Source organism: Pantoea sp. RIT-PI-b (assembly GCF_001187905.1).
GTDB classification, from domain to species: Bacteria; Pseudomonadota; Gammaproteobacteria; order Enterobacterales; family Enterobacteriaceae; genus Pantoea; species Pantoea nemavictus.
In genome coordinates this window covers 52,211-72,995 of sequence record NZ_LGIS01000007.1, presented here as the reverse complement: position 1 = coordinate 72,995, position 20,785 = coordinate 52,211, and the positions used below count along the sequence as shown (strand labels likewise).

Here is a 20,785-nt window from a genome sequence, read left to right as displayed (position 1 = left end):
CACCTACAAATATTTACCTCACTACTTTGAGCTTGTAAGGTCAATGGCACAAAAGTTGATATGGATAACACACATGATTGAAAGCTATATCTATGAAACAACAGGTGGCTTGATTGGGTATTTTCAAGATGAAGACGGGAGTTGCAGATTTTTCCCCTATAATTATTCGGCGAACTACATTGGTGGAGGTTCTTGGAAAACGGGCCTTGAGTTTGAAAGAATTCTCTCAGGAGACCCCGAGTCTTTTATTATTACTCAGGAAATGATACATGAAGCTATGTCATTAAAAATTCGGGAGCATTTTGATGTTGGCGCACAGAAAATAATAAAAACATCTAAAGTTATAGATGCAGGGAGTTACTTCCCAAGAATTAATCGCAACGAACCCGGCCTAAGCGATCACCAAATTAATACTAATGAAAGGGCAGATGAAATTCGAGCCTATGATAATATTGCGGAGTCATTAGTTGAAATTTTCAGAACAATTGAGCCTGAGCAGGGAAACTTCAACGCTTATGGCAATAGATTAAGAGAGCAACTGATAGTTGCATGCACTGAAGTCGAATATTTATTACAACGAACGGTTATTGAAAATGGTAAAAAACCGTTGAACGATAGTAAAGACAATTATACAACAAAAGATTATATTTGGTGCTTACCCATTCAAAAACTAAATGAGTATGTTGTTGAACTTCCCTCCTTTCCCTCGTTAGGCTCATTCAGCCCCTTTAAAGAATGGAGTGCACCTAACTATTCAAAATCTTTAAGCTGGTATAACGCATACAATAAGGTAAAGCATAACCGTGGTGGAACAAAACACCTAGCTACGTTTGAGGCATTAATTAATGCTGTTGCTGCAATTCATATTCTTCTCGAAGCTCAGTATGGGAAAGAGCTTTTTGAATATCGCTTCCAATATACATTTCGAACAATATTCCATACTTCAATTCGACCAGAATGGTCAGCTAAGGAAATTTGTGTACCAATCTTACAGAGAGAACGCGCAGTCTGGGAGAAAACAAAGCATCACCCTTAGTTATTCTGAAAGCCAGCGAAGCAATGCTTCCCGCACCTTACTTTCCACCTCATCATTGATGCCCAGCAACGGGCGCTCGGCATATTTGACCTCCATGCCGCGCCGGTTAACCCGATCCCGCAGTCCATAGTGATGCACGCGGACCAGCTTCTGCACGCCAGGCACAAACGCAATTTCTGCCATATTTGCGTTTGCTTGCGCTTTGAGGTACTTCGTCGTTTTCAGCTTCGCAAACATCTTGCGGCGAATGCGGCCCGGTTTGGTTCGGGCGGTGACGCGGCGCGGTTCCCATGCCATGCCGTCCGGGCTGCGCTGCATGGTGATGTTATTCTGCTGAATGCGTCGCACGTCCCGCGCGACTTCACGCAGCATCTTTGTGCGCATTGCCGGTTCAAGCTGCGACAGCAGCGCACCCAACCACTCCTCGACCTCATGCAACTCAGCCACGGCGCACCGTCCAGCCTTCGTCAGCATCATCCGGCGCTTCCGGCTCCGGCACTGCCTCAACCGACATCACGCCGTCCACTTCCTTCGCGATCACTCGCTCCGTCAGCTTCAGGTTCATGCTGATGTCGCAGCGGTCATTGCCGAGAATGTCCGCTTCAAAGGTGAAAAGCCGCTCACGCTCGGTGGCATTCTGCAGGGCGTCCGGCTGGTTGACGCCGAGCCAGAATAAAACGGGTGCCATCAGCAGATTCTGGTCGCCGGTGAAGTCCGTCACCACCACGTTCAGGGTGTAGCGGTACTCCCACGAAATCGACGCGGCGGAGGTGGCAACCACCGCGCCGTTATCAACGAACAGGTGCAGGCGGTCCGGGTTGTCGGCCACGTAGGGCACGGCTTTATTCAGGGCGTTTCGCAAGGACTGCGGCTTGTTCATCGTCTTTATCCTGACAGCTGATGATGGTGTCTACCTTATCGGCGCAGGCCGCCCAGGCGGCTTCGGTGTCGTCCAGCTGCGCCAGCAGGTCGCCGTTACGGCGCGGTGCGGCTTCGTCCATGCGGCACGGGGTGATTCGCGGACAGCCACTCACGGTAAGACTGACCTCCGGTGAGGGCCGGACGCTGGCGCAGCCGGATAACAGGATCAGGCAAATCGGCATCAGCCCAGCGGCGAAGCTCGTCATTTTCACGTTTAAGTTCCTCAATGGTGCGCTGCCGGTCACGCAGCAGCGTGCCGTTCTGCTCGGCGGTGGCGTAAAGCTGCGTCTGCGCCCGGCTGCTGGTCTGCGTTAGGATGTTGAGGGCAAGCAGCTGGCCGTTTTTCTGCGACAGCTTTTTACCCTGCGCGGCTAAATCCTTCACCTGCGCGTCGATTTTGTTGTGGGCGGTGCTGAGTCGCCACGACTGCACGCCAAGCGCGGCAAACAGAACAAGCACCACCGCCGCCAGCGTGCGCATCATGCTTTCACTCCCCTGAAGCACCACGCCAGTTCGCGCTGGCGCCGGTTATCCAGCCCCTGATTGAATACGCCCTTCACGTACACCCAGCGCGGCAGCTGATAGCACGCATCGCGCCAGCGTTCCTGTTTAATAAGCGCCACCATGGTTGAGCCGCAGGCGTTGCCGGTGCCGACGTTAAACGCCAGCGACACCAGCGCGTCGTATACCGGCTGCGGCATCGAAACCGCAGCGCAGCGCGCCAGTGCCGCCTCAACGCGTAACACGTTGGTGATGAAGTTTCCCGCCGCCTGCCGCTCGGTGATGGTCCGGCCCGGCACCACGCCGACGGTGTTACCAATGCCGTCGGTCCACTTGCCCGCGTCGCACAGGTACGGCTTCAGGCGGCAGCCCTCATAATCGGCGATAAGCTTCAGCCCCTCGACGGAGGTGTGCAGCTGCGGGAAACCCGGCAGCGTCGCCGCAATGGCCAGCACCGCGCCAACGGTGCAGCGCTTAACGGTTTGCAGATTCATACTCCTCCCGCGTAATGCGCCCGGCGGCCAGCAGCTGATAGGTTTTGCGCTTGTAGTACCAGCTGATGATCGCCATCAGCAGGCCGATTAACACCCCGGCCACGGTTGAAACATCCTTTAGCGACAGGTCGCCCAGCCATGCCATACCGACAGCAATAAACCAGACGATCCCGGCGCGGATTCTTTCCCACATGATTCAGTCCCAAAGCTGGACGGCCTGCACGGTGGCCGCCGTCGTCACGTCCGGCAGCTCCACCTCCAGCCCGTGCGGTAAAAAGGGGCCGTGCTCCGCCAGCCCCGGATTCGCCTGCAATACCTGCTCCGTCATGCCCTGCGTGCGCCCGTAGTGACGCCAGCAGATTTCGTCTACCGTGTCGCCCTGCTGCGCGCGCACCTTCATCAGATAAGCTCGACGGTGCAGTGCGGCGCGTTCTGCACGCGGCTGACGGCCCAGCGCGCGTCGCGCCACAGGTCGCCGGTGGCGTCTTCCAGTTCTTCCCCGCGCTTCGCTGCGGCGGCGGTGGCGTCAAAGTCCTGATAGCGCTCGTTCAGCACCGCGCGCGCCCAGCACCACACCGCATTTTCATAGTGGTGCAGGCGCACGCTGCGCCCGGCCAGCTGCTCAGCCGGTACGTCGGCCAGACCGTTAAAGCCGCGCAGCTCCTGCTGTTCGCGCCACGGGTACAGCTCCGCGTTAACTTCCGCCATCGCGGTAAGCACCACCTGCTTAAGACGCTGCGGCGTCACGGTGCCGTCAACGCGCATGACGCTGCGAAACGTCGCCAGATCGATGTCCGGCCAGAATGAGTTGTTGGGGATAATTTCCGGCGTTCCCGTCGCCTTTTCCGGCGCTACAAACTGCATGGCCTTGTTTCTCCTGAATAGGTGGGCGGTGGACGGGGTTTTGATGCGGCGCTGCCTGTCGCCACCCCGTGCCGCCCCGCGCGTGGGCACGTCCGGTTATCAGCTGGCGTTGCGGATTTTCCGCTCCAGCTGCTCAATGTCTTTTTTCACCCCGCAGCGCTCGTCGAGCTGCATGGCCTGCTGCAGATGGTTCAGCGCGGCAACGGGCTGGCTCTCGCGCAGTACCCAGCCGAGCGACTTGTGCAGGCGCGCGCGCGACTGATCGGGCATATCCAGTTCGCCGATCACGTCGAGCGTCTGCATCAGCAGGTCGGGGTCAAAGTCGGTTTTAGCCACGATGGCGTTTTTGGCAGCGTCGGCCATCTCCTCGGCCAGCAGCGTCTGCACGTTGCGGCTAAAGCCCTGCGGCATCGACCAGCCGTGGCGGATAGCGTGGCGGCCAATGGTGAGCGCCCCGGCATAGTCACCTGCATCGACGCGCCACAGCATCACGTACATCAGCACGTCGTCCTGCTGCGCGCCGTCGGCAGCCAGCACGCCGTTCACCCACTGCACGTATTTCGGCAGGACTTCCACCTTGATTTCGGCCTTCTTCACGGTGGACTGAATGCCCTTGAGGCGGCGGCGGTCCTCGCCGAGCTGCATCAGCATCAGCTCGTAGCCGCTGGCGTGGCGAACACTGCCGCCCTGACGGGCGGCCTGTTCAGCCTGGACGCGCTGGCGGTGCTGCCGTGCGGGACTCAGGCTCATGACTTACGCTCCCGCGCCAGCGGTGAAATCACCGATAGTGATGTTTTCAACCAGCGCAGCGCAGCGGTAGTCCTCAACCACATACGCCTCGTTGACCGATTCAAAGTTTTCGATGCGGTCACGTTTCGGGTTGTCGATGAGTGAGCGGCGGCGAGACTCTTCCTGCCAGTAAATAGACAGGTTATCCAGGCGGGTGATCAGCACGGCGTTGGCCGGGAAGTACGGCGCGCGCACCGCCTGCAGGCCGCCCATGCGTTTCTGGCTGATGATGAGATCGGCGGCCAGCTTGTTGGTGTTGTCCTGCTCGTTATTGACCAGCGGGAAATACTTATCCGCCAGCAGCTCACGCCCACAGATCACCACCAGTTCGTCGTCGTCCTGGAAAATCGGGTCAATCAACTCGTTGACCGCGTCCATTACCAGCGCATCGAGGTTGGCATAAACGCCACCCTTGCCCACCTTCACCGGCTCGGCGGTGGTTTCGCCGTCTTTGGTCACGCTGCCCAGCACGTTGTCCGGCGCATCTTCGCGCACCTTCTGCAGCCAGCCCTTATTCACGTCCTGCAGCAGCGGGTTGGCGGTACGATTGGAGGTTTTGGCGCGCTCTGTGCCGTTAAAGCCGATCATGATGCGGTCCAGCGCCTGACGCTTCACGATGGCGTCACGGATGCGCGTCTGGAAGTCCTGAAATTTCGCCCACAGGTCCAGCTTCGCGTAGGTCAACGCCGTATCAAAGTTGGTCTGCTCGCAACGGTACTCAGTATCCGTCATCACCGTCGGATCGGTTGGCTCACGGTCTTTGGCTGTGGTGTCGGTGGTGCCGGCAATGGTGCTGCCGACGCCAAGGCCCAGCAGTTGACCGGATTGTTCCGGTACACCGATCACGTTGACCAGCGTCAGGAAGGCCGCCGACTGCTGAATGGTGTCTTCCAGCGTCTGCGCCACTGATGGCTCAACGTTGAACTTGCTGGACAACTCTTCAACCGGCACGCCGTTGAGTTTTGCCAGTTGCATCAGGTAGGCGTTGAAGGCAAAGCGGGTATTCTTTTTCATTGGATATGCTGCTCCTTTAGCAGTTGGTCATGTTCGCGGCTGGCGCGTTGCCACCCGGTGCGCGCTGGCGGTAATCGGCGCGGCTGTCTTCGCGGCCCAGCTGCTGCTTCAGTTCGGTGAAATCGTTCACCTGCGTTTCAAGCAGGGATTCAAGCTGGCTCAGGCGATCCGCCTGCTCGCCCAACACCTTGTCGGTGCGGGTGCTGAATTCCTGCTGCTCGGTAGCAACCAACTCCACCGCCTGATGCACGTCAGAAAAGCGGGCATCGTCGGATAGCTGCTTTTTGCCAAACAGAGCGGTGATGCGGGCAAACAGTGCGGGCTTGTCCTCCACCTCTTCCAGCTCGATCACGGTTTCGGTGGCAGCGGTGAACAGGTTTTCCGGGTGCTGCTTGCGGTTCGCCAGCGGGTTCAGCTCGGCTTTCGCGCTGAAGGCCAGCATTTCGGTGCCGAGGCTTGCCGGGTCGTCGGTGGCAGCCAGGCCAACCAGATAGGCTTTGCCGGTGTCGGCAAACTTGGTGCTGACTTCCATGGAGGTGAAAAGCTTCTGGCCCTGCTTCACCAGCGCCACAAGGGAATCTGTCGGCAGGATGTCGGCATACAGCGCCAGCTTTCCGGCCAGCGGGCCGTCGGTGATCTCTTCAGTTCCCAGCGCGCTTACCGTGCCGTAACGGTTAAAGGTGCTGTCCGGCGAGTACGATTTGATGTGTTCCAGATTGATGGTCGCGGTGTAAACCGCCGGGTTGTAGGCGGCGGCCATCTGCTCCAGCCATTCGCGGGAAATTTCGCGTCCGTCCGTGGTGGCACCTTCCACCCCGATACGAAAACGCTTTGCTTTAACTGCCATAGGTCAGGCTCCGTTGGGTAAATCGCTTAGAAGCCTTATGTTTGCGGTTCAGAGGGGGGCGAAACAACGCGGGCACGTTGTGCGGGCAGCCACACAACGGCAGGCGGCAGAAAAGGGATCAACGGGGCCGTATTTTGGGGCCATGACAACGACACTCGCCCCCGAAGACCTCGATCCCCGCAGGCAGGCCATGCTGCTGTACTTTCAGGGATACCGTATCGCCCGCATTGCTGAAATGCTGGGAGAGAAACCCGCAACCGTTCACAGCTGGAAGAAGCGCGACAAGTGGGGTGATTATGGCCCGCTTGACCAGATGCAGCTGACCACCGCCGCGCGCTACTGCCAGCTGATCATGAAGGAGACAAAAGAAGGGAGAGACTTCAAGGAGATTGACCTGCTGGCGCGTCAGTCCGAGCGCCATGCCCGCATCGGCAAGTTCAGCAACGGCGGCAACGAGGCGGATCTCAATCCGAACGTGGCGAACCGCAACAGCGGGCCGCGCAAGCCGCCGGAAAAGAACGTGTTTACCGACGAGCAGGTGGAGAAATTACAGGAGATTTTCCACGGCTCCATGTTCGGCTACCAGCGCCAGTGGTGGGATGCGGGCAACAAGCACCGCATCCGCAACGTGCTGAAGTCGCGCCAAATTGGTGCCACCTACTACTTTGCGCGTGAGGCGCTGCTGGATGCGCTGACCACCGGACGCAACCAGATTTTCCTGTCAGCGAGTAAGGCACAGGCGCACGTCTTCAAGCAGTACATCATCGAGTTCGCTAAAGAGGTGGATGTAGAGCTGAAAGGCGACCCGATGACGCTCAGCAACGGTGCGTGCCTGTACTTCCTCGGCACCAACGCTCGCACCGCGCAGAGCTACCACGGCAATTTGTACCTGGATGAATACTTCTGGATCCCGAAATTTCAGGAGCTGCGCAAGGTGGCGTCCGGCATGGCGCTGCACAAGAAGTGGCGGCAAACCTATTTCTCCACCCCGTCCAGCCTGACGCATAGCGCCTATCCGTTCTGGTCCGGCGGCCTGTTCAACCGAGGCCGCGCGAAGGCGGACCGCGTGGACATCGACCTGTCGCACATGAATCTGTCGCCGGGCCGCTTCTGCGATGACGGCCAGTTCCGCCAGATTGTCACCGTTGAGGACGCCGTGCGCGGTGGCTGTAACCTGTTTGACCTCGATCAGCTGCGCCTTGAATACAGCCCGCCGGAATACCAGAACCTGCTGATGTGCGAATTCGTGGACGATCTGGCGTCCGTGTTCCCGCTGCAGCTGCTGCAGAAATGCATGGTGGACAGCTGGGAAATCTGGAGCGACTTCGAAGCGCTGGCGCTGCGGCCGTTCGGTTGGCGCGAAGTGTGGATCGGTTACGACCCGGCGAAAGGGACGCAGAACGGCGACAGCGCCGGGTGCGTAGTGATCGCCCCGCCTGCCGTTCCGGGCGGTAAGTTCCGCATTCTGGAACGCCACCAGTGGCGCGGCATGGACTTCCGCGCGCAGGCCGAGTCCATCAAAAAGCTGACGCAGCAGTACAACGTGACCTATATCGGCATCGACTCCACCGGCGTCGGCCTCGGCGTGTACGAGAACGTGAAGATGTTTTATCCGGCGGTGAAGGAGTTTGTTTATAACCCGAACGTGAAAAACGCCCTAGTGCTGAAGGCGTTCGACATCATCAGCAGCGGGCGCCTGGAGTTCGACGCCGGACACCTCGACATCGCCCAGTCATTCATGGCAATCCGCCGCGCCACCACGGCCAGCGGAAACCGCCCGACCTACGAAGCCAGCCGCAGTGAAGAAGCAAGCCACGCCGATCTGGCGTGGGCGACCATGCACGCGCTGGCAAACGAACCGCTACAGGGCGAAGCCGCCCACACCGGCAACATTATGGAGATTTTTTAAATGAGAAAACGCAGGAACCGCACGCGTACGCAGCCCGTGCAGCAGGAACAGATGACCGGCGGCCCGGCGGCAGAAGCGTTCACCTTTGGCGACCCGGTGCCGGTGCTGGACCGCCGCGAGCTGCTGGATTACGTGGAGTGCGTGGTAATGGATAAGTGGTATGAACCACCGGTGAGCTTTGACGGGCTTGCGCGCACGTTCCGCGCCGCCGTGCACCACAGTTCGCCGATCAACGTGAAGCGCAACATCCTCACCAGCACCTTCATCCCTCACCCGCTGCTTAGTCAGCAGGCGTTCAGCCGCTTCGTGCAGGACTATCTGGTTTTCGGCAACGCCTATCTGGAGAAGCGCACCAACAGGCTCGGCGGCGTGCTGGCGCTTGAGCCGGCACTGGCTAAATTCACCCGGCGCGGCACCGATTTAGACACCTACTGGTTCGTGCAGTACGGCATGAACACGCAGCCTTATGAGTTCACCAAAGGCAGCGTATTTCACCTGATGGAGCCGGATTTAAATCAGGAGGTTTACGGCCTGCCAGAATACCTTTCGGCGATCCCGTCCACCCTGCTAAACGAGTCGGCAACGCTGTTCCGCCGCAAATACTACCTGAACGGCAGCCATGCCGGTTTCATCATGTACATGACCGACGCCGCGCAGAATCAGGAAGACGTGAACAACATCCGCCATGCAATGAAAAGCGCCAAGGGACCGGGCAACTTCCGCAATCTGTTTATGTACTCGCCGAACGGGAAGAAAGATGGGATTCAGATCATCCCGCTGTCAGAGGTGGCGGCTAAAGATGAGTTTCTTAACATCAAAAACGTAAGCCGTGACGACATGATGGCCGCGCACCGCGTCCCGCCGCAGATGATGGGGATTATGCCGAATAATGTTGGGGGGTTTGGGGATGTTGAGAAGGCTAGCAGAGTATTTGTGACAAACGAGTTACTCCCCCTTCAAAAGCGTTTTAAAGAGATTAATGATTGGTTAGGTGACGAGATAATTAAATTTGAGGAATATAATATAAATGGATAAATCCGTCTCCCGACGTCATTTAGGACGCCGGGAGACAAAGCTTTTAATAATAATCGTAACTATTTTCTTCTACCGAAAACTCGATACCCCTAAACAGCTTATCAATATTTATTCTATGCTGAACATTGGTTATCTCATCACCATTGATATCAAAATCCATTTCTATTTCGATGAGAAACTCTTTTTCTTCAATATCAACATTTTTGGTTGAATCCATTGGGATTACAACTTTATCTTCACTGTCATAGTAACCATTAGTAAAGTCAGGGCCAGTGACAGTCACTTCAAATTGAACAGCCACATCTATAGTGACTATACAGCTATTGCCATCAATTGATATTACTGAAGGATCGAGATCACTGATACTTAGGACTGAAAAAGACTCTAACTCTGAATCATCCCATGTCGATGCATTGTATGCCTCTGACCGGTTGAATATCTCTTCAATCTCTTGATTCAATGATTCTTTATTATCCAATATATAACTAGTTATAGCTTTAGATAGTGAGTTTTCATGTGCATTATAAATATCTAGAAGCTTGTCAAGGGTATCAACCTGATGGCAATTTGGATTTGATGCACAAAATCTTTTTAGATCATCATCTTCAGATATTACGTAAACACCGTCACCCTGTACATAATTCCTTACTGCGGCTAGAGAAAAAGCATCAGGAAACTCATTTTTTTTCTTCCCATCACCAAATGGGGCATTTCCATCGAAGTAATCATTAAAAATACCATCGATATTTATGCCTTCTAATTGTGCTATCTTTGCATTACTATCATCAAGGAAATCACTAAAAGCTTTTTTAGCCGACTCATGAACACTAGTAGCGTCAATTGGTTGAAAAAAACCTTCAATAGGGTTCCCATCAATACTTTTTAGTATTCTAGCCTTTCGCTGAACAACATTAACTGCTTGCAGAGCTTCTTTAATTGAATCATCAATTTTGTTTTTCACTTCTCTCTCAACGATGGAAGTTATAACTAAAGCCAACTCCCCTTTTTCGCAAAGCTCTTTAAAAGCTTCAAAAGCTACGCCTTCAAAATGTAATCCTGCCTTTACATAACACTGCGTATCAATAAAAACATTTCTGGTTTGCAGCATATATATCCTTAATAAAGAAAATTAAGACCCTCTAGTTATAGAGGGTCTTAAACTCACTTATGAGCGATAGGAGGATAAAGATATGACGTTATTCTCAACTAACGCTCTCTTTTTCAAGAGTTCTTCATCATTAACTAAATTCAATATTAAGCCAGGCTCAACATTCAATTTATTAGAAATCTTATCAACATCATAACCCAATTCATTAACAATAAAAGCTAGCGCCTTGTTAAATAACTCAGGTCTTTCATGCATAATTAGACAATCTTCCTTCTCATCAATAGCCTCACCTTTACGTTTCAATCCAAAAAATGCAGTCTTGTATTGTGCGTCACTAAGTAATGACAATTGATGCGCTCTATATATAATGGCAGCCTTGCTCACTTTCCATGTTAATTTAAACTGACTCAAACCTTGCCAATCAATTCTACCGCCCACCGGCTTTGGAAAATATTTAGCCATAGCAGATCTTGGTAATAAAAGAGCAGAAGCAAAACGATTAGCTTGAGATTCAGTAATACGGTCCCCTGTTAACACACCCTCATGAAGTATTAGATGGGCAACTTCATGAGCGATATCGAATCGCTGCCGACAAGGAGACTTTTTCGCAGTGTTTCTAACAATAAAAGGCCGACTTAACGGTACAGATAGAGCGTCAACCTCATCAGAAACTGAATCAAATGAGGTTACGAAAGCACCGAGCTTTTCAGCCAGCCGAGTCATATTTTCTATTGGACCAAAACCAAGTCCCCATTCGACTCGGCACTGCTCAGCAGCCTTCTCAATTTCCTCTTGTGTCGAAACTTTTAATTGAGGAAATTTTACTGGTGGTAAATTTAGCTCATTTTCAAATACATCAATAAGTCTTTTAAAAAGTTCAGCCTTAGCAATAGTGCTCAGTTTAGTCGCTAACCGAGTAGAGCTGCGTTTGCGAAAGTGCACAATTTCTTCATTAATAACTACAGGTTGTTCATCGATGAAAAAATCAGGACTAACCTGCAAAGCGGAAGCTAATTTATGAGCAAGCTCAGGAGTAGGTGCAGCTGCACCAGACTCCAGACGCTGAATATATTGACGGGTCTTTTCGACCCGTTCAGCTACTTGCTCAAGTGATAGCTCGTGATACAGACGAGCCAGGCGTAAATTAGAACCGTTAAACACTTTTCACCTACTATTTAGAATTACTTTTTTTGTCCTTCTCAGGCAACGAAGCACTGATTGGATCCAGTTCAATCGTAACAGGAGTTGGAGGAGTATCATCAGTTGAATGAAGCGTAGTAATACGCCCTTCACCGTAAGTCCATTTTGACACAATTTCTTCCATGACGTTGTAGCCAATGAAATGAACTCTCGCGCCTTCCCCTTCAAACTCTGGCTTCTCGACGACAAAACGATGCATCGTGGGGACGGCGATTTCTGGCTCGAACAACTGATCAACTTCGTTACGGCGGTAGAACCCAGGTTTTTTAGGATTCTCCGGGTCATCAGCGAAGAAACGAACTGGAATATTCCCAATATTGAATGTTATATCCATTCCAGAGTTAGTAATTTCCATCCATTCATGTTCATCACTTAAACCGATTTCCAAAATCTTGTTGCGTTGCCTGCCAAAAGTGCAGGTTCCACGAGTGTAATTATCATCCAATGGCGTTGAAAGCTGCTCATAAGTAGCATCGAGGACTTTAAGTAGTTCTTCAGCAATGACACTCAAACGACTTTCACTAAGCTGTGGGTAAAACTCCCATGGGGAACAATGATTAGGCATAAAGAACTCTCTCCAAGAGTGCATAAATGATGTTTTGTCAACTTGGATGTTGGTGCATATCTCAGTCTTTGTCAACCACCTTTGTGCAGCTTTGAATACTCTCATCACATCGCTACGATTAAACATCAGGTGAAGATGCGCGCGCTCGTACCCCCGCCACGCCTGCCCGCTTTATGATGCGGTTTTCATGCACCTGCATGACATAAACGAAAGCCCGCCAGAACTGGCGGGCCGAGGGTAAAGCGATCCTTTTCGGATCATGCGAATTCATGCGGCATAGTCATGCACTCTTCACTCCAGTTTGAAGTCGTCCACAGAATCGAGTTTGTGGGTGCCAATTCCTTCTGCTTCGTTCAGAAAATCCATGCCCTGCCGTAAAGAAATGGGATGTGGAATCTCAAGCATGAAAACGAAGTCGTAGGTTTTACCGAGCCAGTAACCCCCGCCGCATTCTTTCGGCCGTTGGAAAAACACCCATTCACCTGGCTTGTAGTAAGTGAGTACCTCACCTCGGTAAACGATCTGGAATTTTTCGGGATTTTTAGCCATGGCTTAACGCCTCGCAACTCTCGTTATGTTCGGACTCACCTTCCGTAAGCATCCCGGCGTGATATGTAGCTTCCATCCGATCACATATTGCTACGCGTGACATCTGAAAAAACTAATCTGAAGCGTGCATCATGCGCGAATATTCGTGGCTTCTGACTTTCCGCATCAGCTCATCGGTCAGTTCAGAGACCCACTGAATGGCAAGCTGCTTCTCGTCATCCGTGCAATCACTAGCAGCAACAAGTTTCATAAATAAATCAATACGCTGGAGCTTCATCGACTCCAAAAAATAATCCTGCATATTCCCTCCGCACAATGAACAACTGGTTATACGTACAGTATATTATGAGTTTCGAAATGTGAAATGTTTTTTTACCTTCCGTGAGAAATCCTCTGGACTAATCAGATGGTTATCTTTTGTTCCTGAAGTCTGCCGTTTCGGTAAAACAGCCGCATTCGCGCGCCTGAATTTATGCTGCATCCTCGGGAAAGGAGGCTAATTTCCTCCTCATGCCCCTCAAAACCACGGGCTTTTAGTTCCAGCTCTAACCGCCGGCGCTCCGGCCCCGTACAGTTATTGACAGAACTCCAAGGGGCGGCGATGCCGCCAGAAGGGCCAGCCTCCGCTGATGCGTCGGCTAATTTGGCAACGGCTTCCCACTTCACCAGACGCGTGAATACTTCAGAATCCTGATAGTGAGGTGAGTAGATGCCCTGAACGCGCTGCACGTCCTCCGCGTATTCGTTGCCCATTTCGGTGATCTCGTAACAAAGGCGGATCACCAAGTCATCACGCGCGACCAGCGGGCCACCCTGCGCCATAGTGTAAGACGCCCAGCAGCTGGCAACGGAAGCAGACGCCAGCACGGCGTCCATCTTCTCGTTTGATAAGCGCGTATCGCCGAGACGGCGCAACTCGCGCCAAACAGTGACCGGCGCGCCGCCAATCTGCTGAAACTGGCGGATGCACCAGCGAGACGCCCACGCGCAAACGGCTTTCGCCATATCACGCATGTTCGAACCGGTTTCATCGTCCTTCTCGCCGTCCATTGCGAAGCCGTCGATATTTTTGGAGATGTATTTAGCGATGTAACCCGTGGCGCTGCCTTTGGTGGGATCGATAGGCTCAACGTGAAAACGCGCTTTGCGCGCCTGCGGCGTGTTCAGCTCGTCGGCGTCTTCTTTGCAGGCGTGCTCACGCATGACCTGCTGCACACGCTCGCGATGTTCCGGCAGCATAAACAGCAGCAAGTGCCAGTGTGGCGTGCCGTCGTGATGAGGCTCCACAACACGGAAGCCGTAAACATGGATTTCTCCGCGGGACAACGCGGCGCGGATGCGCGCCCAAACGCGGCAGAGATAGCGCTGCGTATCGCGCGGGCTTGAGCCGTTCCATTTGGTAATGAAACCGCCCTGGCTGTAAACGGAGTGATAACGCGACGGCGCGGTGATCGTATAAAAATCCCCTACGCAGCCGGTTTCATTGGCGATGTCTTCAAAGCCGCGCATTCTGGTCATCAGCTCACGGCGGCGCATGGCCGGGTTCGCGGTGCTGCGGTTGACCATTTCATCCATTGCGATACGGTCACCGGTTTCTTTGTTCATCAGGTCGTAGCGTTTGAAGAAATCGCGGTTGCGTTTCTTCTGCTCGACCCATTCCGCCAGCGTGCCGCGTGAAACGTAAGGTGAAGCAGATTTTTGCACCTGCCCAACAGCGATTGCCATGTGCTCGCGCTGGAGATCGCGCATCTGCTTAAGACGGCCGCGCCACCACTCTGGCGCTATCATGCGCAATAGACCCGATTGTGCCTTGCGCAGAGTAAGCTCACCTTTGCAGGCTTTGAACTCAGCCCAATATGGCGGCTGCGTGCCTGTCAATGCGGCCAGTTCAGCAACGTAGCGATACGCAATGCAGGTTACGGTCTGCTCGTCTGCTTCCTGCGGCATAGAGGTTTTATCGACAAACTCAGCCAGGCTAAGCGAAAGATAGGATGCGACTTTATAAGCCAGATCGCGCACGTCCTGCCGGTCAAGCGTGGGCAGCCGATCAAGCTGCTTGATGAACGGCAGTTCATGTTGAGCGGCTTCATCAAGACGATAGCGACTGCGAACCAGCTGCAGGCGTGGCAATACGTTCTGACCGATAGTCTGGCGCAAAAACGCATTGGCCCGACGGCGGCCATTATTTGCTGAGAGGATTTTGCTGTAGCGATCGGCAAAGTAACCGGCCAGATAATCCGGCATATTTTGCAGGTATTGGCTGCGCCAGTTGTGGTCCTCTGGATTCACATTCCAGAGACGGCGCTCAGAAAGGGACATATCCGCCGGAGCGGACATGCCAAAGACTTCACGCCGCTGCTGATTTACGGCGTGATATTCACCAGTAAGGAGATCAGGAAGGCTTTCAGACATGCGCGGCCTGAAGTTCAGCCAGCTCTTGCAATGCAGCCTCTACCAACTCGGCGATGCGGCGGGTTTCCGCCACAAAGCCCGCAGTTGTATTCATCTGGCCACGCAAAACACGGCGACCAATTACATCAGCAGCCAGATCGCGCATCAAGAGCACTTTCGACTCATACACGGCCATGGTTTGCGGCACGCGCTGACGGACGCCATCAATCTCAAGCCAGCTGAATTTCTCTAACACCAACTGTTGCGGCTTGCCCGGCTCACTGGATTTCAACGCGCGCACTGCATAAAGGTCATCAATCTGGACTCTCAAAGCGCGGCCCCTTTGTAATGCACGCTTTTCAATTCGCTGATCTCTTTGCATGTAACGCATAGCTCGACACCCGGCAATAGGCGGCGACGCGCTTCTGGGATAGCTGCATCACATGACAGGCAGAAAAACTCACTCGCACCTGCAGGACGGTGAATAGCCGTTGCTAGATTGCGCGCCAGTTCTTCCTGGACGCGCTGCTGTACCAGATCCATTGAGTCGGCCATTAGTGCAGCTCCCGTGATTGGTTCTCGAAGCGAGCAGATTCTTTGTCCAACAGTTCGATAATTTCAGCAGCTGACATTTCTTTGTTTCTTGCATGAATTGCTAATGCAGCCAGGCGAACAGATACGGCCAGCGCATCATCTGATCGCTGCTCACTTTTGGCCTTACTCAGCATCGCGTTTAGCACTTCTGCATCGGCTTCAAAATTTCGGGTTTCAATATTTCGCATTTAACTTTCTCCAGAATTTGGGCAAAAAAAAGCCCGGCGGGTTTACGCCATTTATTTTTCAGGTTAATTAATTTGGAAGCGTTAGCTTCTTGGGAAATAAACTCACGACTGCGCGAAAGTGATTCATTGCACCTATCAGCGCGGTAATTTCGTCACTCGTCAATTCACTGTATTCAACGTTGTGACGTTCTTTATTGATGTTTGCCAAAAAGAAAATGGCGCTCATTGCTCGGTTATTTTGTTCGTACTGTGGATCACGAGTATTACGCATATCACTGATGAACCGCTTTAGCTCATTTCCACAATCGCCGTACATCATGGTACGTAGTGCCGCGATATGATTAAGCGCACTCACTCGTTGCCCGGCGCTCATTTGAACAGTGATGCTTTCAGCTTTGTAAGCCATGTCACTTTTTTCCTGTAGCCAGTTAAACCTGCCAGCAGTTCGGCTTGAGAGTTTGCCGGATGCCAGCGCCTGCCATTTTCAGCTGCGATCCAGCCGTGGCCGAATGCGTGTGAAGGGCTTTGCCGTTTTAGAAACGGCGCAACTGAAAACGCCATAACTACACAACCCCTATTGATGCGCCGATACCGCTTAACACATCTGCAGTGCCAGCCATTGCAGGGTTTGAATGCACACGCGTTTGAACGGCTATCGCAGCTAAAGTCAGGCAGCGAATGCCGGCGTTAACGTTCTGCACAAATCCGCGCCGGGAGGCCGAGGTAAATTTCTTCTGGCTCACAATGCCAGCGGCTAACTGTCCTACTTCGGCGGTAGCTTTGAGAACATAAGCCGGTAAATTCTCCTGTGATACCTCATTGACTGGTACGCATGGCAGGCATTGCAGTTGAGCCAATGCACCATCAACCAGCGTTGAGTCTTCCGTAAGGTCGGTCAGGATCAGCATTTCACGAACGGTAAGCTGATGGACCTGCTCCGGGTTGAGCTTGTTACGGATAGTTTGCGGATTAAGCCCCGCCTTTTTAGCCAGCTGTATGATGTTGTGTTTCGCAGAAAACGCGCGACACGCTTCATCAAAATGACTGTGTGTGGAGACACTGAAATCAAACATGCTTAATACCTCACGTTATCCCAATATGGATGCATCAAGCCTGCATTGTGATTTCGCAGCCAGCAGCGGCTTCGATAGTGAGAGCAACCATGTTGATTTCGATAAGTCCGTTTAAGCCCTCTTTCTTCCTTATGGGCAAACGGTTCTCGCGGTACATCTGGCGAACGGTGCCTTCCTTGTAACCTGTGCGACGGCAGAACTCTTCGACAGTAATATACGGTTCCGAAATCACGAGATTGATTGATGGGCGCATTGAAAGTTTACGGGTCATGATGCACTATCCTCTGTTGAGTTCTAGCCAACTCTATTCATCACTATTAAACACGTCTTGATACGACGAGTGAATATTAGGATCACAAATTGGAAAGGTCAACGAAAGATTTTACGAGTCGTAAAGCTCCAACTTTACCAGAGGGTGGTAAAGATCCCATTGAGCGCATCGTTCAGGCATACGGTTTTGCATCTCGACAGGCGCTGTGTCGGCACTTAGATGTGTCTCAAAGCACTATGGCTAACCGCATAATGCGTGGGAACTTTCCTGCTGATTGGGTTCTGATTTGCTCGATGGAAACCGGCACTTCTCTTGAGTGGCTGACATATGGACGCGGTGATTCGAACATCACAAACCAAGATCAGCCATCATCCAAAATCGAACTTAGAAAAATCACAAATGGGAACTTTTTATCATCTGATTGGGTTGAATATGACGCTCAGCTCTTACCAAGTGATATTAAAGCCCCTCTATTAATACATTTCGAGAAACAGAATTACCTGGTTGATATGACCGCCGCAGAGATCACCGATGGGCTGTGGCTCATTGAGATTGATAAGCTCATTAGCGTTAAAGAGCTGTACCGTTTTCCCGGCGGGCGCATCCGCGTTGAGAATGGAAAAGCCTCATTTGAATGCAAGGCAGACGACATCAAGGTTTTGGGCAAAGTCGTTGCCCGCACTGAGTACCTCTAAAGGCAAAGCATGGCAATAAACAAATTACCCAACGGGAAATGGCAGGCACAGGTTTTCCCAAACGGCCGTGATGGCAAAAGGATTCGCCGACAATTTGCGACAAAGGGCGAAGCACAATCTTATGAGAAGTTCGTAAAAGAGCAGGTTCAAGATAAGCCTTGGCTGGGAGAGAAAGCAGATAAGCGGCGGGTAATTGAGCTGGTTGAATTGTGGTTCAACACGCATGGCATTACGTTGGCGGATGGTGAGAAGCGGCGAACCACAATGGCGTTCGCTTGCGAAGCTATGGGAAACCCATTCGCAACCGAGTTCAACGCGAAAATTTTTGCGTCTTATCGCGAGCAGCGGTTAAGCGGAAAGATCACACGCTCCACTCGAGTTAAAACGGTCACGCCGCGCACGGTAAATCTAGAGCTGGCTTATTTCAGGGCGATGTTTAACGAGCTGCGCCGGTTGGATGAATGGACCGCGCCTAATCCGCTTGAGAACGTGCGCGAGTTTAAAATCAGTGAATCCGAGATGGCTTATCTCACCATTGAGGAAATTAAAACCCTCCTAGCCGAATGTGAGAACAGCCGCTCCAAAGACCTGACGACCATTGTGAAAATCTGCCTGGCAACTGGCGCACGATGGAGTGAGGCCGAAGGCTTAAAGGGAAACCAAATCCGCACCGGTCAAATCATCTACGTGAAAACTAAAGGCAAGAAAAACCGAGCGGTGCCGATAACTGAAAAATTACAGGCTGATCTGCCATCCAGCAGGAAAGCGCAGGTGCTCTTTAAACCATGCTATTCAGCCTTTAGAAAGGCTATGCAACGCGCCGGTATCGAAACTCCTGCTGGGCAGCTAACACACGTTTTGCGCCATACGTTTGCGTCTCATTTCATGATGAACGGCGGCAATATTCTTGTGCTTCAGCGGATACTTGGGCATACAGATATTAAGGTAACAATGAGGTATGCACATTTCGCACCAGACCATTTATCTGAAGCGATGTCGCTTAACCCACTAAATTCAATCACTTAAAAACATGAACCCTTTGTAATAAATTTCACTAAATCTAATATTTTTAATATATATGTAAAAAGACTGGCGACATTTAACTAATATTTGCAATGAAAATCATATAAAAAGATAACCTTATAAAAGGAACTTATTTTGGATATTGAAAAATTAACATCGTCAAAAATTAATATTTCAGTGGAATATTATGATGATAAACACAAGCGTCTTCTCAATGATACCAGTAGATATGATAAATCTTTCATTGATAACATGAAAAAAATAGTATCTGAGGGAATTGAAATTACGGGAGCAGAATATTTAATCAATTCATTATTCTCTAAAAAAATTACCAAATCTCAAAAATACACTCAAAGAGATGATTTGATTAATGCCATAGAATGTGCGACTCAATATTTTATAGACGATTTAGAAATATCGAATAATTCACTACGTGTGCAAGAAGATTCTACCCCCGAGTCCGCAATTGTAATGAAAAGAGTTGGTGAATCAATTGGCATATCTGTAATCTCTAGGATAATTGGAGTTAATGAAGCAGACTGGGCAGTAATTCCCGAATTAGATATCAAGGCCTTTGATTTTAGATACGCTATAACAGCCAAGGGAGTAGTTCAGATTGAGGCCAAAGGATCTAGTTCAAATGATATTAGCTCCAAAAGTAGTAGCATATATAATCACGCTAGTGATATAGGTAAAAAAAAGAAAGCAATGTCTTCCAATCGCAATCATCCTTATCTAGGTGATTTTAATTATGGAACAATAGCTTATTGTCCTCAAGGAAGAGACCAGAAATTGAAGTGCTACCTGCTTGATCCTCCGTCAGGTTCATCTAATATTAATTTAGAAGAAGAGAAACTATCAAAAAGGTTAGGATTTTATTATAAAGTAATGAACTTCCTATCTCCTGAGTCAAAACTACTTGGCTTATTACGTGATAGAATCATTGATTTACATGAAAACAGAGTAAGTGTTAATACGGCAAATGAACTTCCTTACTACGCTAGACATAGTGAAAATGGAAATTTTGACAGAAGTTTCTTTTTGCACAAAAAAACCATTACTTTAGGTGAAAGTGAAATATCAGGCGACTGGTTTTTCTTTAAAAAAAATTATATTTTATTTATCGGAATGAAAAATTCAATCATTAATGATATTGTTTTACAAAACGTGGACTCTTTGCTTAAATATAGATCTGAACTTGCATCAAATAACAAAGAAATAACTTTCAATATATTAACTAAATATCAAAAGCAACAATTTAAAAAACTACAAATTGAAAATGAAAATCTTGTGGATTCAAAATCATTTAAATCGAATGGTAACATAACTCTTTTACCTAGTGGTATTGCGATAGGCATTTTGAAGCTAATGAATTAATATTACCTAGCAAATTACAAATGCCTCTATATTAAAAAATAATCGTAATATGTTGAGTTTGTACTACGTTCGTTAGTTTGGCAGCAAAGTGGCAGCAGAGCGCAACGCTATGTGCCACTTTTCATCACTATTCGGCCTAAAGAAAACATAAAAAACAGTAAGTTACTGATTTCACTCGCTTCAAATTGGGACTCATAATCGCTTGGTCGCTGGTTCAAACCCAGCAGGGGCCACCAAATTTAGTGATGTAAATCATTCATTTAAGCCACCTCTTTAAAGGTGGCTTTTTTGTATGTAACCCAAAGTGGCGATTAAATGGCGACCCGTTCTCTAAAGCGTAT

The 20,785-nt window shown here is 50.8% G+C and carries 30 protein-coding genes; 6 read left to right on the top strand and 24 right to left on the bottom strand.

Annotated features, from left to right (window positions below):
• Positions 1-73: 73 nt before the first annotated feature.
• Entirely contained in the window at positions 74-1,036 is a 963-nt protein-coding gene (locus tag AC790_RS00465; RefSeq protein ID WP_049850588.1) for a hypothetical protein, read from the top strand.
• On the opposite strand, the gene AC790_RS00460 is transcribed toward AC790_RS00465, so the two are convergent.
• The 11 genes from AC790_RS00460 to AC790_RS00415 form a co-directional block, all read right to left on the bottom strand.
• Positions 1,037-1,483: a phage virion morphogenesis protein gene (locus AC790_RS00460; protein ID WP_049850719.1), complete on the bottom strand. Its 447-nt coding sequence runs from the start codon at positions 1,481-1,483 to the stop codon at positions 1,037-1,039.
• Complete coding sequence (locus tag AC790_RS00455) at positions 1,476-1,916, bottom strand: phage tail protein (protein ID WP_049850587.1); 441 nt, start codon at positions 1,914-1,916, stop codon at positions 1,476-1,478. Before AC790_RS00455 ends, AC790_RS00460 begins: the two co-directional genes overlap by 8 nt.
• Positions 1,879-2,121: an Rz1-like lysis system protein LysC gene (lysC, locus tag AC790_RS24945; RefSeq protein ID WP_235440717.1), complete on the bottom strand. Its 243-nt coding sequence runs from the start codon at positions 2,119-2,121 to the stop codon at positions 1,879-1,881. Before lysC ends, AC790_RS00455 begins: the two co-directional genes overlap by 38 nt.
• On the bottom strand, positions 2,012-2,440 hold the full coding sequence (lysB, locus tag AC790_RS00450; RefSeq protein ID WP_049850586.1) for an Rz-like lysis system protein LysB: 429 nt from the start codon (positions 2,438-2,440) through the stop codon (positions 2,012-2,014). Before lysB ends, lysC begins: the two co-directional genes overlap by 110 nt.
• Positions 2,437-2,952 (bottom strand): lysozyme, encoded by a 516-nt coding sequence (locus tag AC790_RS00445; RefSeq protein WP_049850585.1) that lies wholly within the window; start codon positions 2,950-2,952, stop codon positions 2,437-2,439. Before AC790_RS00445 ends, lysB begins: the two co-directional genes overlap by 4 nt.
• On the bottom strand, positions 2,933-3,145 hold the full coding sequence (locus tag AC790_RS00440) for an HP1 family phage holin (protein ID WP_039390631.1): 213 nt from the start codon (positions 3,143-3,145) through the stop codon (positions 2,933-2,935). Before AC790_RS00440 ends, AC790_RS00445 begins: the two co-directional genes overlap by 20 nt.
• A 3-nt stretch (positions 3,146-3,148) precedes the next feature.
• Entirely contained in the window at positions 3,149-3,352 is a 204-nt protein-coding gene (locus AC790_RS00435) for a tail protein X (protein WP_049850584.1), read from the bottom strand.
• Positions 3,352-3,816 carry a head completion/stabilization protein gene (locus AC790_RS00430; RefSeq protein ID WP_049850583.1) on the bottom strand — a complete coding sequence of 155 codons (465 nt, stop codon included), beginning with the start codon at positions 3,814-3,816 and terminating at the stop codon, positions 3,352-3,354. Before AC790_RS00430 ends, AC790_RS00435 begins: the two co-directional genes overlap by 1 nt.
• A gap of 99 nt (positions 3,817-3,915) precedes the next feature.
• Positions 3,916-4,566 (bottom strand): terminase endonuclease subunit, encoded by a 651-nt coding sequence (locus tag AC790_RS00425; RefSeq protein ID WP_049850582.1) that lies wholly within the window; start codon positions 4,564-4,566, stop codon positions 3,916-3,918.
• 3 nt (positions 4,567-4,569) lie between these two features.
• Positions 4,570-5,619: a phage major capsid protein, P2 family gene (locus AC790_RS00420; protein ID WP_049850581.1), complete on the bottom strand. Its 1,050-nt coding sequence runs from the start codon at positions 5,617-5,619 to the stop codon at positions 4,570-4,572.
• A 16-nt stretch (positions 5,620-5,635) separates the two neighbouring features.
• Complete coding sequence (locus AC790_RS00415) at positions 5,636-6,466, bottom strand: GPO family capsid scaffolding protein (protein ID WP_049850580.1); 831 nt, start codon at positions 6,464-6,466, stop codon at positions 5,636-5,638.
• 142 nt (positions 6,467-6,608) lie between these two features.
• Here AC790_RS00415 and AC790_RS00410 point away from each other — a divergent pair, with 142 nt between their 5' ends.
• Both AC790_RS00410 and AC790_RS00405 read left to right on the top strand, forming a co-directional pair.
• Complete coding sequence (locus tag AC790_RS00410) at positions 6,609-8,375, top strand: terminase ATPase subunit family protein (protein ID WP_049850579.1); 1,767 nt, start codon at positions 6,609-6,611, stop codon at positions 8,373-8,375.
• Positions 8,376-9,410 carry a phage portal protein gene (locus AC790_RS00405; RefSeq protein ID WP_049850578.1) on the top strand — a complete coding sequence of 345 codons (1,035 nt, stop codon included), beginning with the start codon at positions 8,376-8,378 and terminating at the stop codon, positions 9,408-9,410.
• A 43-nt stretch (positions 9,411-9,453) separates the two neighbouring features.
• Here AC790_RS00405 and AC790_RS00400 read toward each other — a convergent pair whose 3' ends face one another.
• The 13 genes from AC790_RS00400 to AC790_RS00345 all read right to left on the bottom strand — a co-directional run bounded on the left by AC790_RS00400 (position 9,454) and on the right by AC790_RS00345 (position 17,349).
• Entirely contained in the window at positions 9,454-10,518 is a 1,065-nt protein-coding gene (locus tag AC790_RS00400; protein ID WP_049850577.1) for a PIN domain-containing protein, read from the bottom strand.
• A gap of 57 nt (positions 10,519-10,575) precedes the next feature.
• On the bottom strand, positions 10,576-11,679 hold the full coding sequence (locus tag AC790_RS00395) for an ImmA/IrrE family metallo-endopeptidase (protein WP_049850576.1): 1,104 nt from the start codon (positions 11,677-11,679) through the stop codon (positions 10,576-10,578).
• Positions 11,680-11,689: 10 nt separating this feature from the next.
• Entirely contained in the window at positions 11,690-12,283 is a 594-nt protein-coding gene (locus AC790_RS00390; protein WP_049850718.1) for a hypothetical protein, read from the bottom strand.
• A 291-nt stretch (positions 12,284-12,574) separates the two neighbouring features.
• On the bottom strand, positions 12,575-12,832 hold the full coding sequence (locus tag AC790_RS00385) for a hypothetical protein (RefSeq protein WP_049850575.1): 258 nt from the start codon (positions 12,830-12,832) through the stop codon (positions 12,575-12,577).
• A gap of 112 nt (positions 12,833-12,944) precedes the next feature.
• Entirely contained in the window at positions 12,945-13,133 is a 189-nt protein-coding gene (locus AC790_RS00380; RefSeq protein ID WP_049850574.1) for a hypothetical protein, read from the bottom strand.
• A gap of 101 nt (positions 13,134-13,234) precedes the next feature.
• Positions 13,235-15,244 (bottom strand): replication endonuclease, encoded by a 2,010-nt coding sequence (locus tag AC790_RS00375; RefSeq protein ID WP_049850573.1) that lies wholly within the window; start codon positions 15,242-15,244, stop codon positions 13,235-13,237.
• Positions 15,237-15,614 (bottom strand): DUF5405 family protein, encoded by a 378-nt coding sequence (locus tag AC790_RS00370; RefSeq protein ID WP_235440708.1) that lies wholly within the window; start codon positions 15,612-15,614, stop codon positions 15,237-15,239. Before AC790_RS00370 ends, AC790_RS00375 begins: the two co-directional genes overlap by 8 nt.
• A complete protein-coding gene (locus tag AC790_RS00365; protein WP_049850571.1) occupies positions 15,551-15,778 on the bottom strand; it encodes a TraR/DksA family transcriptional regulator in 228 nt (75 codons plus the stop codon). Before AC790_RS00365 ends, AC790_RS00370 begins: the two co-directional genes overlap by 64 nt.
• The gene (locus AC790_RS00360; protein ID WP_009127567.1) at positions 15,778-16,005 is read right to left on the bottom strand and encodes a DUF2732 family protein; all 228 of its coding nucleotides are present in this window, start codon (positions 16,003-16,005) and stop codon (positions 15,778-15,780) included. Before AC790_RS00360 ends, AC790_RS00365 begins: the two co-directional genes overlap by 1 nt.
• Before the next feature lie 67 nt (positions 16,006-16,072).
• Positions 16,073-16,411 carry a DUF5347 domain-containing protein gene (locus AC790_RS00355; protein ID WP_009127565.1) on the bottom strand — a complete coding sequence of 113 codons (339 nt, stop codon included), beginning with the start codon at positions 16,409-16,411 and terminating at the stop codon, positions 16,073-16,075.
• Positions 16,375-16,566 carry a phage filamentation protein Fil family protein gene (locus tag AC790_RS24000; RefSeq protein ID WP_072093380.1) on the bottom strand — a complete coding sequence of 64 codons (192 nt, stop codon included), beginning with the start codon at positions 16,564-16,566 and terminating at the stop codon, positions 16,375-16,377. Before AC790_RS24000 ends, AC790_RS00355 begins: the two co-directional genes overlap by 37 nt.
• A 2-nt stretch (positions 16,567-16,568) precedes the next feature.
• Positions 16,569-17,078 (bottom strand): phage regulatory CII family protein, encoded by a 510-nt coding sequence (locus AC790_RS00350; protein ID WP_049850570.1) that lies wholly within the window; start codon positions 17,076-17,078, stop codon positions 16,569-16,571.
• Between the two features lie 34 nt (positions 17,079-17,112).
• Complete coding sequence (locus AC790_RS00345; protein WP_034911927.1) at positions 17,113-17,349, bottom strand: hypothetical protein; 237 nt, start codon at positions 17,347-17,349, stop codon at positions 17,113-17,115.
• 89 nt (positions 17,350-17,438) lie between these two features.
• On the opposite strand from AC790_RS00345, the gene AC790_RS00340 reads away from it, so the two are divergent.
• The 3 genes from AC790_RS00340 to AC790_RS00330 all read left to right on the top strand — a co-directional run bounded on the left by AC790_RS00340 (position 17,439) and on the right by AC790_RS00330 (position 20,444).
• The gene (locus tag AC790_RS00340) at positions 17,439-18,044 is read left to right on the top strand and encodes a phage repressor protein CI (RefSeq protein ID WP_049850569.1); all 606 of its coding nucleotides are present in this window, start codon (positions 17,439-17,441) and stop codon (positions 18,042-18,044) included.
• Between the two features lie 9 nt (positions 18,045-18,053).
• Positions 18,054-19,070, top strand: a complete 1,017-nt coding sequence (locus AC790_RS00335; protein ID WP_049850568.1) for a tyrosine-type recombinase/integrase — start codon at positions 18,054-18,056, stop codon at positions 19,068-19,070.
• Between the two features lie 132 nt (positions 19,071-19,202).
• Entirely contained in the window at positions 19,203-20,444 is a 1,242-nt protein-coding gene (locus AC790_RS00330) for a hypothetical protein (RefSeq protein ID WP_049850567.1), read from the top strand.
• Positions 20,445-20,785: the final 341 nt, after the last annotated feature.

What these genes read in the sequence shown, in the direction of transcription:
- AC790_RS00465 (WP_049850588.1), top strand. Translation starts at nt 74, where the DNA reads ATGATTGAAAGCTATATCTATGAAACAACAGGTGGCTTGATTGGGTAT.
- AC790_RS00455 (WP_049850587.1), bottom strand. Translation starts at nt 1,916, where the DNA reads ATGAACAAGCCGCAGTCCTTGCGAAACGCCCTGAATAAAGCCGTGCCC.
- lysB (WP_049850586.1), bottom strand. Translation starts at nt 2,440, where the DNA reads ATGATGCGCACGCTGGCGGCGGTGGTGCTTGTTCTGTTTGCCGCGCTT.
- AC790_RS00445 (WP_049850585.1), bottom strand. Translation starts at nt 2,952, where the DNA reads ATGAATCTGCAAACCGTTAAGCGCTGCACCGTTGGCGCGGTGCTGGCC.
- AC790_RS00440 (WP_039390631.1), bottom strand. Translation starts at nt 3,145, where the DNA reads ATGTGGGAAAGAATCCGCGCCGGGATCGTCTGGTTTATTGCTGTCGGT.
- AC790_RS00435 (WP_049850584.1), bottom strand. Translation starts at nt 3,352, where the DNA reads ATGAAGGTGCGCGCGCAGCAGGGCGACACGGTAGACGAAATCTGCTGG.
- AC790_RS00430 (WP_049850583.1), bottom strand. Translation starts at nt 3,816, where the DNA reads ATGCAGTTTGTAGCGCCGGAAAAGGCGACGGGAACGCCGGAAATTATC.
- AC790_RS00425 (WP_049850582.1), bottom strand. Translation starts at nt 4,566, where the DNA reads ATGAGCCTGAGTCCCGCACGGCAGCACCGCCAGCGCGTCCAGGCTGAA.
- AC790_RS00420 (WP_049850581.1), bottom strand. Translation starts at nt 5,619, where the DNA reads ATGAAAAAGAATACCCGCTTTGCCTTCAACGCCTACCTGATGCAACTG.
- AC790_RS00415 (WP_049850580.1), bottom strand. Translation starts at nt 6,466, where the DNA reads ATGGCAGTTAAAGCAAAGCGTTTTCGTATCGGGGTGGAAGGTGCCACC.
- AC790_RS00410 (WP_049850579.1), top strand. Translation starts at nt 6,609, where the DNA reads ATGACAACGACACTCGCCCCCGAAGACCTCGATCCCCGCAGGCAGGCC.
- AC790_RS00405 (WP_049850578.1), top strand. Translation starts at nt 8,376, where the DNA reads ATGAGAAAACGCAGGAACCGCACGCGTACGCAGCCCGTGCAGCAGGAA.
- AC790_RS00400 (WP_049850577.1), bottom strand. Translation starts at nt 10,518, where the DNA reads ATGCTGCAAACCAGAAATGTTTTTATTGATACGCAGTGTTATGTAAAG.
- AC790_RS00390 (WP_049850718.1), bottom strand. Translation starts at nt 12,283, where the DNA reads ATGCCTAATCATTGTTCCCCATGGGAGTTTTACCCACAGCTTAGTGAA.
- AC790_RS00385 (WP_049850575.1), bottom strand. Translation starts at nt 12,832, where the DNA reads ATGGCTAAAAATCCCGAAAAATTCCAGATCGTTTACCGAGGTGAGGTA.
- AC790_RS00380 (WP_049850574.1), bottom strand. Translation starts at nt 13,133, where the DNA reads ATGCAGGATTATTTTTTGGAGTCGATGAAGCTCCAGCGTATTGATTTA.
- AC790_RS00375 (WP_049850573.1), bottom strand. Translation starts at nt 15,244, where the DNA reads ATGTCTGAAAGCCTTCCTGATCTCCTTACTGGTGAATATCACGCCGTA.
- AC790_RS00370 (WP_235440708.1), bottom strand. Translation starts at nt 15,614, where the DNA reads ATGCGTTACATGCAAAGAGATCAGCGAATTGAAAAGCGTGCATTACAA.
- AC790_RS00365 (WP_049850571.1), bottom strand. Translation starts at nt 15,778, where the DNA reads ATGGCCGACTCAATGGATCTGGTACAGCAGCGCGTCCAGGAAGAACTG.
- AC790_RS00360 (WP_009127567.1), bottom strand. Translation starts at nt 16,005, where the DNA reads ATGCGAAATATTGAAACCCGAAATTTTGAAGCCGATGCAGAAGTGCTA.
- AC790_RS00355 (WP_009127565.1), bottom strand. Translation starts at nt 16,411, where the DNA reads ATGGCTTACAAAGCTGAAAGCATCACTGTTCAAATGAGCGCCGGGCAA.
- AC790_RS24000 (WP_072093380.1), bottom strand. Translation starts at nt 16,566, where the DNA reads ATGGCGTTTTCAGTTGCGCCGTTTCTAAAACGGCAAAGCCCTTCACAC.
- AC790_RS00350 (WP_049850570.1), bottom strand. Translation starts at nt 17,078, where the DNA reads ATGTTTGATTTCAGTGTCTCCACACACAGTCATTTTGATGAAGCGTGT.
- AC790_RS00345 (WP_034911927.1), bottom strand. Translation starts at nt 17,349, where the DNA reads ATGACCCGTAAACTTTCAATGCGCCCATCAATCAATCTCGTGATTTCG.
- AC790_RS00335 (WP_049850568.1), top strand. Translation starts at nt 18,054, where the DNA reads ATGGCAATAAACAAATTACCCAACGGGAAATGGCAGGCACAGGTTTTC.